This is a genomic window from Limosilactobacillus pulli (assembly GCF_947381555.1).
Classification (GTDB): Bacteria; Bacillota; Bacilli; order Lactobacillales; family Lactobacillaceae; genus Limosilactobacillus; species Limosilactobacillus pulli.
In genome coordinates, this window is the sequence record NZ_CANCWQ010000002.1 from 33939 (window position 1) to 49632 (window position 15694).

Below are 15694 nucleotides of genomic sequence, written 5' to 3' on the forward strand. Positions count from 1 at the left end.
CCAAAATAACGCAGAAATTAAAAAATGGCCTGCCACAATTGACAGGTCATTTTTACTTAATAATCTTGACTGAGCGTCTTGAAACCATGATCGCGTACAGCCAGGTAACCAGCATCATGAAAAAGACCGAGACAAACAAGAAGTTATAGCCGGCCTGGTCAACCATCCAGCCGCCATACACCGGTCCCAGCGCCCGGCCAATCGACATGGCAACGTTGGGCATGCCTTGATACTTACCGGTTTCCTCCGCGACGGTCAAGACATCGATATAAGCCGGCACGGAAGGAATCCCGACCATTTCTCCAATCGTCAGAATCACAAAGTCAACGACAAACATCGCAAAACTGTGCACCCAGATCAGCAGCGGAAACGAGATGGCAAAGATCGCAATCCCAATAATGATTTGCCGCTTAACCGACAGATAGTCTGCCAGTCGGGTAACCAGCGGCTGGCCCAAAACGATGACCGCGCCATTGATCGTCCATAATAGACTGTAGGCAAAGAACGGAATATGCATATCGGTAATGTGCACCGACATGACGCTTTCCCATAAAGCATAGCTCAAATAGACCGTTACCAGACACAAACAGTAGGCATAAACGATGTGGACGTTATGACGCGGACTCTTAACCGCCGCGGCCTGCTGGTTCTTAACCGCTGATTTGGGCCGCACGTCAACGTTAAAATGCAGCACTGTGATCAAAAGGTAGGCGCCATAACAGATGCTGGCCACGATAAAGACAATCTCGATCCCCAGGTCCAACAGCGTTCCGACCAGCAGCGTTCCAACTACGACCCCCACATTAAGCGCCATATACAGCATATTATAGACGTAGCGGGCAGTGTGTCCCGTGACGGCTGAGCCATAGGAGTTGATTACCGTCAGTCCTGAACCGTCCGCAAAGCAGATCACCGCCAGCAGAATCGGAAACATCGGCCAGCCATGAAAGAAAATCATCAAAATATTACCCACGGTGGCGACCGTTACGGTAATCACAGCAGCCGCATATGGCTTCCAGTTGTCAAACAGCCAGCCGCCCAGGTAATTGCCAAACATCATTCCCATGGAGCTGAAAAAGATTACCAAGCCCGCGACTGTCATGGATTTATTCAAGTACTCATGCACGTAGATCGTCGTTAGTGGCCACAGCATCGCGGCGCCAGCATTATTGAGCAGGCTTGCCATGAATAGCCACTTGAGCTTGATGGATTGGCGTGGCATAAATATGCACCCTTTCTAAACATTAAAGCCCCTTGCCGTGCAGCAGGCTGACACGGCAAGGGGCTTTATTTTTCCGTGTCTGGCTTGGTTGAAACTTTCTTTGTCTCTAGTTTACCAGACATCAACAGCAGACTCCAAACGCGACCGCTGCTTGGATTTTACTTGTGCAGATAATTAAATGGCACTGCGTTTTCTGGCGTGATCTTGGTAATACCGTGCATGTAAGGTACCAGCACTTCTGGAACCGTGATCGTACCATCGGCATTTTGGTAGTTTTCCAAGATGGCAGCTACCGTCCGACCAACCGCCAAACCAGAGCCGTTCAGCGTGTGTACCAGCTGCAGCTTGCCATTTTCGTCACGGTAGGTAATGTGCATCCGCCGTGCCTGGAAGTCGGTACAGTTCGAGCAGCTGGAGATTTCACGGTACTTGTCTTGGGCTGGCATCCAGACTTCGATATCGTGCGTTTCAGCCGAAGTAAAGCTCATGTCGCCAGTCGACAGCGTGATAACGTGATATGGCAGACCAAGCTTTTGCAAAATGTTTTCGGCATTCTTAGTCATCTTTTCCAGTTCGTCAAATGAGGTTTCCGGCTTAACGTACTTAACCATTTCTACCTTGTTAAACTGGTGCATCCGGATCAGACCACGTGTATCACGGCCGGCCGAGCCAGCTTCAGAACGGAACGATGGCGACAGTGCCGTTACGTATACCGGTAGCTTGTCGGTTGGGATCTCCTCACCAGAGAAGTAGTTGGTCAAAGGAACTTCCGCCGTTGGAATCAGCGTCATGTCCTCACCGTTAACCTGGTAGACGCCTTCCTTAAACTTAGGGAATTGACCAGTACCATACATGGATTGTGCCTTAACGATGTATGGTGGCAGAACTTCCGTGTAGCCTTCTTTCATGTGTTCATCCAACATGAAGTTGTAGACGGCGCGTTCCAATTGAGCCCCCAGACCAACGTAGTAGACAAAGCGGGCACCCGAAACCTTGGCAGCCCGGTCAAAGTCCAAGATACCGAGCTTTTCGCCCAGATCCCAGTGGTGCTTAGGCTCAAAGTCAAACTTAGTTGGTTCGCCAACCTTGTATTCTTCGCGGTTGCTGTCTTCATCAGGACCAACTGGCACACCATCACGCGGTACGTTTGGCAAGTGGGCCAGCTTGTCATTTAAGATCGTGTCGTTTTCTTCAACTTCGACATCTAATTTCTTGATGTCTTCGCCAACCTGACGCATCTCAGCAATGGCCTCATCAGCTGATTCGTGATTGCGCTTAGCTTCACCGATCTTCTTGGAGGCCGCGTTGCGCTTAGCCTTCAGCGTTTCGGTCTGCTGCAGCAGTTCACGCCGCTTTTCATCCAGGGCCAGCACTTCATCAATGTCCTTTGGATCAACGTTGCGCGTCGCCAGCTTTTGCTTAAAGAATTCAGGATCTTTGCGAATCTTCTTGATATCGAGCATCTAAAATTCCTCCTAGGTATATAAAAAGAGCCACTTCATCCTTATTTTGGGACGAAATGGCTCTGGTTCCGCGGTACCACCCAAGTTTGACAAATATTTGTCACGCTCTGCATGGATAACGGTCATGATTCCGTGCGGCATTACCCGCCCACATTTAACGACACCGGAGTTTCGATCGCCGACTTGCACCAACCGCCAGCTCTCTTGGGATCTACTTTAAAATGTCTTCGTGTTTTATATCATCGCTATCTTATTACATCCTGATTTATTTGGCAACATTTTCGACTAATTTACCGCAAAGTCATGCTGATAGCTGACGTGACTCTTGCCCTCTTTTGAGCTGACCTTAAGCTGGTCGGGAATCCGTTCTTCCAACTCAGCAACGTGACTGATGATCCCAACCATGCGCGAATTACCTTCCAAAGTCTGCAAAGCATTAAGTGCCTTATTCAATGCATCGGGGTCCAATGAGCCAAACCCTTCATCGACAAATAAAGCATCAATTTGAATCCCGCCAGCCTGCTGCTGAATGATCTCCCCCAATGAAAGCGCCATTACCAGCGAGGCTACAAACGTCTCTCCACCAGATAAGGTATGCACGCTGCGCACCTTACCGACATCACCATCTCTGACGCTGACCTCCAAGCCGCTCCATTTGGTATTGGAGCCGCTATTATCATCCAAAACAAATTCATAGCGGCCATTGGTCAGATCATACAGCCGCCGATTGGCATTTTCCAAAACCGCTTTAAAGTAGTGGCGCAAAACATAGCGTTCCAATGACAGATTCGAGTTATTCTTACCGTTCATAGTATTGACCAGATCAGCCAATCGATCCAGCTCAGCCTGCTGATCACCATGCACTTTTTGCAGTTCTTCAACTTGATGCACCGTTTTTTGCTGTTGGCCAAACTGTTCTTTTAACTGGCCTAGCTCACGCTGTTTTTGGTCGCGCTGCTCAGCTGCTTTATTTAATGCCTGTTGAGTAGCAGCTATTTGTGGTCTTGGTCGATTATTGATTTCTTTTAGAAGATGCTGGTAGCGATCAAGATTGACCTTAATGGCCTGCTGATAGTTATTGACGGTTTGCTGCAGACTTTCCAGTTGATTCAACTGTTTAAAGTCAGTTTCAAACCTTGACCATTCTGCTTTAGAGTCATGGTTTTGCAAAGCCTGCTGCAGCGTTTCCTGCAACTGTTGCGCGCGCTGTAATTGCTCAGCCAGACTTTCTTGATCCCGCTTGATGGTAGCCTGAACAGCAGCTGCCTGTTTTTGATAATCTTGTAATTCAGCTTGAGTCTGCTCGGTTTGCTGCTGATATTTTTGCAGCCGATTTTGCCAGACTTGAACCTGCTGTTGGGCCGCATTCAAATCAGCAAACTCATTTGGCAGCTGCTTTAATTTGGCCGTCAGCTCACCATTAAGCTCAGCCATTTTTGCCGCCTGCTGCTGACGCGTTTGGTCTAGTTCTTGTTGACGTTGGGTCAATTGATCTAATTTTTGCTGTTCAGCTTGCTGTTGCTGCTGGATTGTCTTTAATTCTTGGATCGCCATCTGTGTTTGGGCATAATCTTTTTCAGCCGTTTGAGCACGCTGCCGCAGTTCTAGAGTCAGCTGATCAAAATCTGCATCTGGCAGCTGACTGGCATCTTTTAGCTGCGTTAGCTCGTCAGTATAGTCTTGAACTTGATCTTTCAGCTGTTCTTCTAAACCGTACTCTTTTTCCTGCGTCTTGGCCAGTTGAGCCTGTGCATCATCCAGTTCCTGGCGTGCTTGTTTTAAAGCACTGCCGGCAGCTTGAATCTCATCCAGTGAAACTTGAGCAACCAGATTGCCGGGCTGTGGATGCTCGATTGAGCCGCAGACTGGACAAGGATAGCCAGGCTTTAAATGTGTAGCCAGTTCAGCAATCTGTAAGGCCGCGTGTTTTTGATCAGCAGTTTGAAACTCAGTCAGTGCCGCCCGGTAATTTTGAGTCGCTTGTTTTTGAGCCATCTTAGCCTGCTGCAGACTATTTTGTTGTTTGACGATTACTTGATGATGCTGCTGCAGCGTTTGGAGTCGTTCCAATAATTTTTGGCTGACATTGCGTGCTTCAAGCTGCCTTTCAATCAAGCGGCTGTCAGTCTGCTGCTGCAGTTTTTGAGCTTGTCTTGTTAATTGGTCTACCTGATTTGTCTGCTGCTGGGTAGTAGTCTGGGCGGACTGTACCTCATCAGTCAAGTGCTTTAACTGTTGTTGTTCAGTTTGAATCTGCTGCTTGAGGATCGCCGTTTCCTGGTAGCGCGGCAATTGATTTTCCAAGGCAATTTTTTGTTGATTGATTTGATCGATCAGTGGCTGCTGAGCTTGCAGCGCTTGACTGGACTTTTGTAAATTCTGCAGCTGTTGATCAAGACGTTCGGCTTGACTTTTGCGCTGTTTCAAACTATTTTTCAGCCCCAGTACCGTCGACTGGGCCAATTGCCAGGCATCATATTCACTTTGTTGCTGACGAGCCCACTGCAACTCATCAATCAGATACTGCTGACTTTGAATCATTGGCAGCTGCTGATCCAATTCTTGTTTGGCTGCCTGGCTTTTTGCCAGTTCATTATAAGCCTGCTGCAGATTTTGTTCCACGTGAAACTGCTCATTCAGTTTCTCAGCTTTGGCTTGTGCTGCTTTGGCATCCTGAGTCTGTTTTTCAAGTGCTTGTTGACGCTGCTGCATCAGTTCTGCAGCTGTTTTCAGCCATTGCGCAGGTTCTTTTTGATCAGCCAGCTCGGTAATGCCCATCATCAGCTGTTCCATCTGTTTTTGACTGTCATGGCTGGCCGTCTGCATTGTCGTCAGCTGATCTTTCATTTTTTGCGTCCAATCAGCATACAGTTGCGTACCAAACAATTCAGCCAACAGCTCGTTTTTGTTATTGCTGTCTGATTCCAAAAACTCACGAAACTTTCCTTGCGGCAGCAATACAATCTGACGAAACTGCTCAGCGTTGATGCCTAAAAGATCTTCAATAAAGTGGTTGGCATCAGTAACCTTGGTAATTTCTTTTTTTTGCCCATTTTTTTCATAGAAAAGATTGACCTTTTGCGTTTTATGGCGATCCTGCTTGGGTTCGCGAACAACCTGATAGTTTTTTTTCTGATGCTCAAACCAAAACGTTACCCGGGTCAATTCTTTAGCGTCGGCAAAGTCAGAGCGCAGTTTTTCCGCCGTCCGACCATTACGATTGTCATCATCAGTCGTTGAACCAAACAGGCTAAAACACATTGCATCAAAAATCGTTGTCTTGCCACTGCCCGTTTTACCACTGATCAAAAAGAGCGGCACTTCATCAAATTCAGTAAAATCAATGGTTTCATCGACATATGAGCCGAAGTTTTCTAATTTGAGCTTTAACGGCTTCATTTTTACCCCTCCTCAATTTCGGTTAAAGCATCTTGTGCCCATTGACGCTGCTGATCATCAAGCTTTTGATCAGTATGAACCATGCCATAAAACTCGTTTAATAATGACATCGGATCCATTTTGGCCGTCTGCATCGTCTTAAGATCTGCATTGCTTTGCTGATTGGGACGATTAATTTCAATAATTTTTGGATAGTGAATGCGCAGTCGATTCATCAAATCATCGATCAGCTTTGTATCGGTCAGTTGAATAGCTACATAGTCTTGTGTCTGATCGTATTTAACGGCCAGATCACCCGTTGTCAGTTCTTTAAACGATCCCTTTAAAACCACCAGATCATGCAATGGCTGCAAGGGTACCCAAGTTAGTTTGAATGGGTCAGTATCAACGATCCAGACTCCTTTTTGAATATTGGCCTCAGAAACCGAAAATTTGAGCGGTGAGCCACTATAGCGCATGCGTTCTTCATTTAAGGCCCGTGGATTATGCAAGTGACCCAGCGCTACATAGTCAAAATCTCTTAACAATGAAGTTGGCACGGCATCCAAGCCTCCAACTTCAACTTGAATTTCAGAATCAGTATGTGAGCTGCCGGCCGCAAAAAAGTGCGCCACCAAAACGTGTTTTTTGTCTGGTTCAAACAAATGCTTCATTTTTTCAACAATTAAAGCCATCGCCTGACCAACTGATTTAACATCTTGATCAAAATAGTTGCGGACCTCTTGCAGATTAAAAAACGGCAGCAAGAAAAACTGCGTATCAGCAATCACAACTGGCTCAAACGCACTGGCCAGCGTCGTATGCAGGTAAAAATCGGTTGTCTCGAACCATTCACTGCCCGTTGCAAGGCGTGCGGCCGAATCATGGTTGCCACTAATGGCCAAAAGCGGTAAATGATCATTTAGATTCAGCTGTTTCAACATGCCATTAAGCTGGGCCACCGCTGCCTCGCTGGCCATCCCGCGATCATACAGATCACCGGCAATCACGACAGCATCGACTTGATAATCTTTAGCCAGCTGTTCAATCTGATCAAACGCCGCGGCCTGCTCTTCAGCAAGCGAAAAATCATGCAGTTTCTTACCGATATGCCAATCGGCCGTATGTAAAAATCTCATGAGACCTTCCTTTCCATCGAACAAGCATTCGCATCGTCAACATTATATCATAATGCCAACTGAAACTTAACTTGGTTCAAATTCAAAATTTCTTCGTATTTTGTTAATATTTTCTAGCGATTTATTTCTTGGATAATGGTTAATAAATAGCGATATTAAGACGTTTTTGGCATAAGTAATAAGGGATTCGTTTGTAAAACCGTTAGTTTTCTTAAGCAAGGCTTAACATTTGAATTTCGCTATTTGGTATATAGTAAGGTGGTACCTTTCCAAGAAAATATTAGGCAAAGGAGTTGATTAGTGAATGTTGGCAGCTCTCAAACGCCACCCTGTTGCTGGATTTCTGCTTAAAACGTTCTTTTATTTTATCGTCTTAATGCTTTTGATCTATTTATACGGATACTATGGCGCTGGACAGGCACCATTTATCTATAATGAATTCTAGCGGAGGAAAAAATGATTTCTAACATCGTTCGCGAGTTTGACCGCGTGGCAAAAGAAAATGCCGATCGCATCGTCTATGACGAAATGGGTCAGACTCACACATATCAAGATTTATTGGCTGACTCCAATGCGTTTGCCGCTTGGCTTGACCAAGAAAAAATCGTTCCCGAAAATGGTCCCATCATGTTTTATGGCGACCATCAATTTGAAATGGTGGCTGGCTTTGTTGGTGGCCTAAAAGCTGGTCATGCTTACATTCCTGTCGAGGTTGGCTCAGCTCTGCCACGGATGCAGTCAATTATTGATGCCGCTAATCCGCGCTTGGTTGTGGCCATCGACGACTTTCCCGTTGAAAGATTAAATTATGATGGGGCCGTAATCGACAAATATGAGCTGGAACAGATCTTTGCCAAAAAAACGCCTTATGAGATTACCCATGAGGTCACAGGCGATCAGCCATTCTACGTGCTGTTTACGTCTGGTACGACTGGCTCACCAAAAGGAGTCGAGATCAGCCACGATAACATCTGCTCATTTGTTAACTGGATGCGTGGCGACAGTTTCAATATCCCGGACCATCAGATCTATTTAGGCCAGGTGCCATTTTCATTTGACGTCTCACATATGTACTGGCTGACGGGACTGCTTTCGGGCAGTACGGTCCAGACCTTGCCATTGTCAGTCGTCCAAAACCTGGGCCAATTATTTACCACGCTGCCAAAACTTGACATCACGGTCTTTGTCGGTACGCCTTCTTTTGGTGACATGGCATTGCTTAGTCCACAGTTTAATCATGAACAGATGCCTAACCTTAAATATTTTGTGTTCTGTGGCGAAGAATTGACGACCTCAACCGTTAAGCGGCTGTTCAAGCGTTTCCCGGATGCCCATGTTTTCAATACCTATGGGCCAACGGAAGCTGCCGTAGCCGTTACCAGCATGGAGATCACGCCAGCCATGGCCAACAGTCACGAACGGCTGCCAATCGGCTATGACAAGCCTGGCGTTACCACCACAATCTGGCAAGACGATCACCCCGTCAGCGAACCCAATGCGCGTGGTGAAATCATCATCAGTGGTGACAGCGTAGCAAAGGGCTACATGAACAATCCAGAAAAAACGGTTAAAAACTTCTTTAAGTACAATGGCGTTCAATCATACCGTACCGGTGACGAAGGATTCATCGATCAAGACGGTATTCGCCACATCATTGGCCGGATGGACTTTCAGATTAAGCTGCACGGTTTTCGCGTTGAGCTGGATGAGGTCCGCAACAGTCTGGAACTAAGCGAATACATCAAACAGGCCGTAGCCGTACCTAAGTACAACAAAAAGCACCAGGTCAGCCACCTGATCGGCTACGTGATCGCCCAGCCAAACGACTTTAAGGATGAAAAAGAGCTGACGCAGGCCATTCGCCAAAGCCTGACCGGCAAGATCATGGACTACATGATGCCAACCCAATTCGTCTACGTTGACAGCTTCCCTAAGTCGGCCAATGGCAAGATTGCGGTTAAGCAGATGATCGCGGAGGCCAACCAATCATGAGCTGGCTTGAAAGTCTTCCCAACTATACCGCTTATGGCACGCCGTCTTACTTCATCTACCTGCTGATTGCGATTTTGCCAATGGGTATCAGCCTGTATTTTGGCAAGCGTCTGGTCTGGTATGAAGCAATTATCAGTTTTCTTTTTCTGTTCTTTATGTTTGATGGCTCCAGTGCCCCACAGATGCTTTCTTTGATCGGCTATGTGATCTATCAAACGATTCTGGTCATGTGGTACTTCCACTATCGCCAGCAAAAGAACGCGGCCGGCGTTTTTTATCTGCTGACCTTTTTATCGCTTTTGCCGATCATCATCGTTAAATTCACGCCAGCCATGGTTGGCCACAATTCGCTGTTGGGCTTTTTGGGCATCAGCTATCTGACGTTTCGGGCGGTTGGTACAATTATTGAGACGCGTGATGGTGCCGTTAAAGACATCAATTGGTGGAAGTTCATTCGCTTTTTGCTGTTTATGCCAACCATCACTTCTGGTCCAATTGATCGCTACCGGCGCTTTTCCAAGGACTATCGCAAGGTCCCAAGTCGTGAAAAATATCTCGAGATGGTCAATAAAGCCGTTAAGTATCTATTCATCGGCTTTTTGTACAAATTTGTCTTAGCCTACCTGTTTGGTCAGGTCTGGCTGCCAGCCGTTGAGCATCAGGCCTTAATGTATGCACCGCACTTGAGCTGGTGGGTTGTTGCCGTGGCCTACGTCTATGCCGGTGATCTATACTTCGACTTTGCCGGCTACTCGTTGTTTGCCGTGGCCATCAGTTACTTGATGGGCGTTGAAACGCCAATGAACTTCAACAAGCCGTTCGTTGCCAAAAACATCAAGGAATTCTGGAATCGTTGGCATATGACGCTGTCGTTTTGGTTCCGTGACTACATCTTCATGCGCTTTGTCTTTTTGGCCAGCAAGAAGCATTGGTTCAAGAACCGCAACGTCTTATCATCGGTTGCCTACATGATCAATATGCTGGTCATGGGCTTTTGGCACGGGGTTACATGGTATTACATTCTTTATGGTTTCCTGCACGGGAGCGCGCTGGTCATTAATGACTGGTGGCTGCGTTACAAGCGCAAGCACCTGCACATCAAGACCAATGCCTTTACCAAGGGCGTGGCCATGTTTGTTACGTTTAACTTTGTCGTCTTTACATTCTTGATCTTCTGCGGCTTTTTGAACACGCTGTGGTTTGTCAAACATTAATCTGAGTACTTATTTTTTGGAGGTTATATCATGCAAGAACAAATTCAACAACTTTTAGCCGAAGCTACCGGTCGCGACGCCAGCGATTTTGCCGATCCTCAAGAAGACCTGTTTGCCGATGGTCTGTTGGACTCAATGGCAACCGTTCAATTGCTGCTGGCACTGCAAGATGAGTTCGACATTCAAGTTCCCGTTTCGGAATTTGACCGCAGTCAATGGAATACTGTCGAAAAAATCATTGATCGGGTAAAGGAACTGGAAAATGAATAACCGTCGCAAACTGTGGTCAATCTTTGGCCCGGTGATCGTAGCCTGCCTATTGGTACTAGTTTTTTTTGCTTTACCCTGGGGCAGCTCGCATTCCCAGGCAACCCTGCAGAAAGCTGCCGACTCGCTTAGCCCCCGTGTTTTTAAAAACAGCTCGATCAAAGTGGAGGCCATGCAGGATAAAAAGAAAAACTACATTCCCTTCTTTGGCTCCAGCGAGTTGAATCGAATGGATCGCTATCATCCCGCAGTCATGGCGGCTCGCTACCATAACTACACGCCGTTTTTGTTCGGATCGCGTGGTACACAGTCGCTACCACAGCTGTTCAATATGACCATGATGGCATCCGAGATGAAAAACGGTAAAGCCGTCTATATCATCTCGCCGCAATGGTTCGTTAAAGAAGGCGTAATGCCATCAGCCTTTAAATACTACAACGGCACCTACGCAAATCTGACCTGGCTGAAGCAGGCCAACCCTGATTCGCCATACGATCGCTACACGGCTAAGCGCTTGGTAAAACTGCTGGGTTCAGAAGGGTCTGTGGCCAACTATGCCAAAAAGATCGCAGATGGCAAGTCACTCAGCTCCTGGGACAGAACTCATATCGACGTGGAGTCAACTCTACTCAAGCATGAAGATGACCTGTTTTCGGGATGGTTCTTAAAGGACAACTATGCCAAGCGCATTCAACCGCGCATTAAAAAACTGCCTAAGCACTATGACTATCAGGCACTGACCAAGGAAGCCATCAGTGATGCTAAGCGTTCCAGCAGCAACAACCGCTTTGGCATTCTCAATCAGTTCTATGATCGACGCGTTAAAGGTCATCTCAAGGGCGTTCCTGGCAGTCAAAAGCACTACAGCTACCTCAAATCGCCCGAGTATGCTGATCTGGAAGTGGTATTGAATCAGCTTAAAAAGACCAACACCAACGTTGTCTTTATGATTACACCGGTTAATGTCAAGTGGGAAAAGATGACTGGGCTGCCAATGTCGATGTACTATCAGACAGCTGACAAGATCAAGTACCAGCTGCGCTCGCAAGGTTTCAACAATATCGTTGACTACTCACACGATGGCGGCAAGCCAGGCTTTATGGAAGATACTATTCATATTGGCTGGGCTGGCTGGGTCAACTTTGATCACCGCATTGCGCCATTTTTGGAGCAAAAGCAGCCACAGCCGCACTATCACATGAATAAGGCCTTTTTATCAAAACAATGGCAAAATCTTGATCCAACAACAACCAATTTGAATCAGTTCACCAAGGAACATCTTGATAAATAGGCAAAATAAAAAGAGTTCGCAGAAAGAATTAATCTGCGAGCTCTTTTAGTATGCGGTTATTTTAGTTTTCGGAAGCACCCGTCATCGCATCAGCATCCGTTTCTTCCGGATCATCAGCAGCTTCAGAAGCACCCGTGTTGGCATCGGATTCAGCCTGTTCAGCACGTTCTACGGCAGCTGACATGACAGGAGCAGCTGGTTCGCTTGGCGTACTTGGTTCATCGTTGGAGTCTTCTGAGGCACCCGTTGTTGCATCCATGGCTGGAGCTGGTTCTGCAGCTGGTGCCGGTGCAGCATGGCCATGAGAGGCACTGGACGTTGCATCAGCGCTCCAGGCACCATTTTCAGCCAGGCTCAGGATATCATCAACTGAACCCGTAAATTCAATCGTACCCAGGTAGTGGCCGTCAACATCACGCAAAGCGTAGTAGCGGATCAAAACCCGGTGGCCATTCATCGTCAATGGACGCGCAACTACGTCTTTGGTGCCGTTCTTAAAGCTGTCGATGATCGCCTTAACAGCAGGAACAGCCTTTGGTGGATGACATTCACTGTAGGTTTCACCAAGCTGGTTGACGTTACGGATGTGTTCACGGTTTGGCTTGTCTGAGTAATAGGCAAAGCGATCCGTAGCATCAATCAGGTCAATCTCAAATGGAATCGTGTTGAAGATGGCTTGAATCTCACGCAGCGACAGACGGCCGGTTGGGAAGTTGACATAAGCATCTTCAATCATTGGACGTTTAGCAGACATCAGTTGTTCACCTCGAGAAGCATTCTTGAAAAGTTCGGCATATTCAACAAAATTAGTAAAGCATTTTTCCAGATTATCAACGCAGGCCTGGTCGATCAAACGGCCATCCTTGCTAAAGACCTTGGCAGCATTGCCGATCAAGACTTCGTTACCGGAAAGCAGGTTGGCATTGCAGTCTGGGCTCAAAAGCATTTTGCGCATTTGTTGCTGAGCACGTGCTGAAGCCTGCCGACCATAAGAAACCCCTACGATCATAGCTGGCTTGCCATGCAGCACGGCTGACTTGTATGACAGCCATTCCATTGCACTCTTTAAGGCTGCAGGTACGGCATGGTCATATTCAGGCGTAGCAAAGATAACCCCATCGGCAGCATTGATTTGTTGTTTAAGCTTCCAGACCGGCGTGGTTTGATCAAAAGGCACATCCTTGCTGAAGGCCGGCAGATCCTTAATTTCAGCAATTTCAATATCAGCCATGCGCCAGAAGTGCTTCTTCATGAAATGCAGCAGAATCCGGTTGTAGGAAAAATCGGCGTTCGTACCGACGATTGCAACAAACTTCATTATTTAGCAGCCTCCTTTTCCGCTTTGGCCAAGGCTTCTTCTTCCATTTTGACTTCTTCATCATTGGCAATGGCAAAGCATTCAAAGTCACGCAGACACTTGTCCAAGAACTTGATCGTGCTGGGATCGGTAATGTCGCCATTTTCGTCAAACAGATTCTGGGCAAAACTCATAAAGAAGTCTTCTTTTTGGAACACCCGAGCGTTGACCCCTGGTGAGATCATGACGTCACGCAGGTCGACTTGAGCCCGCGAAGAACCTTGCGCATCAGTTGAAGCCCCCACCAAAAGCACCGGCTTGTTGGTAAATGGATGCAGCTGGTAAGACAGCCACTCGATGATGCTCTTTAAAGAAGATGGGACTGAGTGGTCCGTTTCAGGGCACGCAATCACTACGGCATCGGCGGCTTCGATTGCATCAGACATTTCCTTGATGGCAGCTGGCGTTTCCTTGGCACTTTCATTGAACAGTGGAATATTGCGAACGTCAACGACCGTCATGTCATGCTCATAGGCCTTGCTCATGTATTCGAGCAGCATTCGGTTGTACGAATGGTTGGCATTGGAGCCGGGAATTCCAACAATCTTCAAATTCATTCACTCCTTATTAATGATGATACTCTCCATACTTGGCATTATTGCACTAGCCTATTTTAATATAAATTTTGGGGAGATTGTATAGATCCGCACAAATTTTGTGAAACTAATTTCAAAATGTAAAATTAATAAATTTATCAGCGATAAAAAAGCCGTTGTCTAAAGCTTTAGACAACGGCTCAGTTTGTGATTTAATTAGTTTTCCTCACCGGCAGCTAACAAACTGTGCTCACGATACCAGTGTACCGACAGACCAATTGCTAGTCCAACCAGTGCCGGTACCAGCCAGGATAGGCCATATGATGCCAATGGCAGAGCAGCTCGCCAGCCAGCAACCATTTTACCAAAAGCACTGGCACTAACCACACTTGGGAAAGAGACTACCATATCACCCAATGCCGGTACGATAGTCAACAAGACAACAAAGAAGTAGACTACGCCATCCCGCTTGAACAACGGTGAGGCAACCGACAGCAGAATCAGCACCATTGCCAATGGGTACAAGAACATCAGCATTGGCGTCGACCAGGCAATGATCTGTTCCAAACCAAAGTTGGCAACCAAAAATGAGGCCAAGGTCGTTAAAAACAGCCAGGCATGATAGCTTAGTTTAGGAAAATGCTTGTGAAAGTCTTGCGCAAAGGCAGCTACCAGACCAACCGCCGTCGTCAGGCAGGTTACAGTAATCAAAACAGCTAATACGGCTTGCCCTAACCGACCTGCATAGGCATTAACCAGCTGAGTGAAGGCCACGCCACCATCAGCCGAAACCTTAAAATGGCCCAGCGTCATGGCCCCAACCACGATCAACAGCACGTAGATCAGCGCTACGGCACTCATTGCGATAATCCCGGACTTAGCAACCACTTTAGCAACGTCGCTATCACGCTTTTGCCCCAATTGGCGCACCGCCGTCACGACTGTAACCCCAAAGGCCAGCCCGGCCAAGGCATCCATCGTGTTGTAGCCTTGCAAAAAGCCGTTGACAAACGAGCCATGTACATAAGCCGTCGTTGCCTGCGTGTGAAATGGATTGGCAAAAGGATTAACGAAAGCAACGGCAAAGACAACGAACAGCAGCACCAAAAAGACCGGATTCAAAACTTTACCGACGTTGGTTAAAATGTCATTTTCACGATAGGCAAATGCATAAGCCAAGGCAAAGAAAACTAAGGAGAACAAGAACAGCGCCAGCGTCTGATCAGCTTTGGGTACGAACGGTGCCACCCCAACCGTGTAGGAAACCGTTGCCGTCCGTGGCGTTCCAAACAGCGGTCCGATCGTAAAGTGAATCAGTACCATAAAGACCAGTGCAAAACCAACGCCCAATGGCCGACCGATGTCAAAGACCCCTTCAGCGCGCGTAACGGCAACCGCCAGGACTGAAAGCAGCGGCAAGGCCACCCCAGTTACCAAAAAGCCAACTGCTGCGCCAACCCAGTGGCTGCCGGCCAATTGACCCAGATGCAACGGAAAGATTAGGTTGCCAGCCCCGAAGAACAGGCCAAACAGCAGTGATGCCACAACCAGATACTGTCTGGTCGTCAGTTTTTTCGATGTGTGATATTCCATTTTTAATGCCCCCGAATAATTGATTAGAAATCACTCATATCGAATACTGGCTGCACCGTAAATAAAAAAGCCCCTTAACCGAAATTAATCGGTTAAGGGACGCAAGCGCGTGGTACCACCCTGATTCACCATGCCATCGCTGACACGGTCTTTTACGTACGGCTCCCTAAAGAAGCGATACGCGTGCACGGTAATGGGTGCGACCATCCGTCCTTACTAGGTTTAAGGATGAAAACTGGAAA

General features: G+C 47.2%; 12 protein-coding genes. 5 read left to right on the forward strand and 7 right to left on the reverse strand.

Going from position 1 to position 15694, the window contains the following annotated elements; all coding sequences use genetic code 11:
* Nucleotides 1–52: 52 nt before the first annotated feature.
* The 4 genes from QOS03_RS00980 to QOS03_RS00995 form a co-directional block, all read right to left on the reverse strand.
* On the reverse strand, nt 53–1222 hold the full coding sequence (locus tag QOS03_RS00980) for an MFS transporter (RefSeq protein WP_283575059.1): 1170 nt from the start codon (nt 1220–1222) through the stop codon (nt 53–55).
* A 158-nt stretch (nt 1223–1380) separates the two neighbouring features.
* The gene (gene serS / locus QOS03_RS00985) at nt 1381–2685 is read right to left on the reverse strand and encodes a serine--tRNA ligase (protein ID WP_169461823.1); all 1305 of its coding nucleotides are present in this window, start codon (nt 2683–2685) and stop codon (nt 1381–1383) included.
* Nucleotides 2686–2970: 285 nt separating this feature from the next.
* Nucleotides 2971–6084, reverse strand: a complete 3114-nt coding sequence (locus QOS03_RS00990) for an AAA family ATPase (RefSeq protein ID WP_283575060.1) — start codon at nt 6082–6084, stop codon at nt 2971–2973.
* A 2-nt stretch (nt 6085–6086) separates the two neighbouring features.
* Complete coding sequence (locus QOS03_RS00995; protein ID WP_283575061.1) at nt 6087–7202, reverse strand: exonuclease SbcCD subunit D; 1116 nt, start codon at nt 7200–7202, stop codon at nt 6087–6089.
* 304 nt (nt 7203–7506) lie between these two features.
* On the opposite strand from QOS03_RS00995, the gene QOS03_RS01000 reads away from it, so the two are divergent.
* Genes QOS03_RS01000 through dltD form a run of 5 tightly spaced genes read left to right on the forward strand, consistent with a single transcriptional unit; the run spans nt 7507 to nt 11966 of the window.
* A complete protein-coding gene (locus tag QOS03_RS01000) occupies nt 7507–7647 on the forward strand; it encodes a teichoic acid D-Ala incorporation-associated protein DltX (protein WP_006499288.1) in 141 nt (46 codons plus the stop codon).
* 11 nt (nt 7648–7658) lie between these two features.
* The gene (gene dltA, locus QOS03_RS01005) at nt 7659–9194 is read left to right on the forward strand and encodes a D-alanine--poly(phosphoribitol) ligase subunit DltA (protein ID WP_283575062.1); all 1536 of its coding nucleotides are present in this window, start codon (nt 7659–7661) and stop codon (nt 9192–9194) included.
* Nucleotides 9191–10408 (forward strand): D-alanyl-lipoteichoic acid biosynthesis protein DltB, encoded by a 1218-nt coding sequence (dltB, locus tag QOS03_RS01010; RefSeq protein WP_408612050.1) that lies wholly within the window; start codon nt 9191–9193, stop codon nt 10406–10408. The genes dltA and dltB overlap by 4 nt, the downstream gene beginning before the upstream one ends.
* Nucleotides 10409–10438: 30 nt before the next feature.
* Nucleotides 10439–10678: a D-alanine--poly(phosphoribitol) ligase subunit DltC gene (gene dltC / locus QOS03_RS01015; protein ID WP_283575063.1), complete on the forward strand. Its 240-nt coding sequence runs from the start codon at nt 10439–10441 to the stop codon at nt 10676–10678.
* The gene (gene dltD, locus QOS03_RS01020; protein WP_283575064.1) at nt 10671–11966 is read left to right on the forward strand and encodes a D-alanyl-lipoteichoic acid biosynthesis protein DltD; all 1296 of its coding nucleotides are present in this window, start codon (nt 10671–10673) and stop codon (nt 11964–11966) included. The genes dltC and dltD overlap by 8 nt, the downstream gene beginning before the upstream one ends.
* Before the next feature lie 61 nt (nt 11967–12027).
* On the opposite strand, the gene QOS03_RS01025 is transcribed toward dltD, so the two are convergent.
* The 3 genes from QOS03_RS01025 to brnQ form a co-directional block, all read right to left on the reverse strand.
* Nucleotides 12028–13284, reverse strand: a complete 1257-nt coding sequence (locus tag QOS03_RS01025) for an NAD(P)H-dependent oxidoreductase (protein ID WP_283575065.1) — start codon at nt 13282–13284, stop codon at nt 12028–12030.
* Nucleotides 13284–13880 (reverse strand): NADPH-dependent FMN reductase, encoded by a 597-nt coding sequence (locus tag QOS03_RS01030; protein ID WP_408612051.1) that lies wholly within the window; start codon nt 13878–13880, stop codon nt 13284–13286. The genes QOS03_RS01025 and QOS03_RS01030 overlap by 1 nt, the downstream gene beginning before the upstream one ends.
* Nucleotides 13881–14075: 195 nt before the next feature.
* On the reverse strand, nt 14076–15452 hold the full coding sequence (gene brnQ / locus QOS03_RS01035) for a branched-chain amino acid transport system II carrier protein (RefSeq protein ID WP_283575066.1): 1377 nt from the start codon (nt 15450–15452) through the stop codon (nt 14076–14078).
* Nucleotides 15453–15694: the final 242 nt, after the last annotated feature.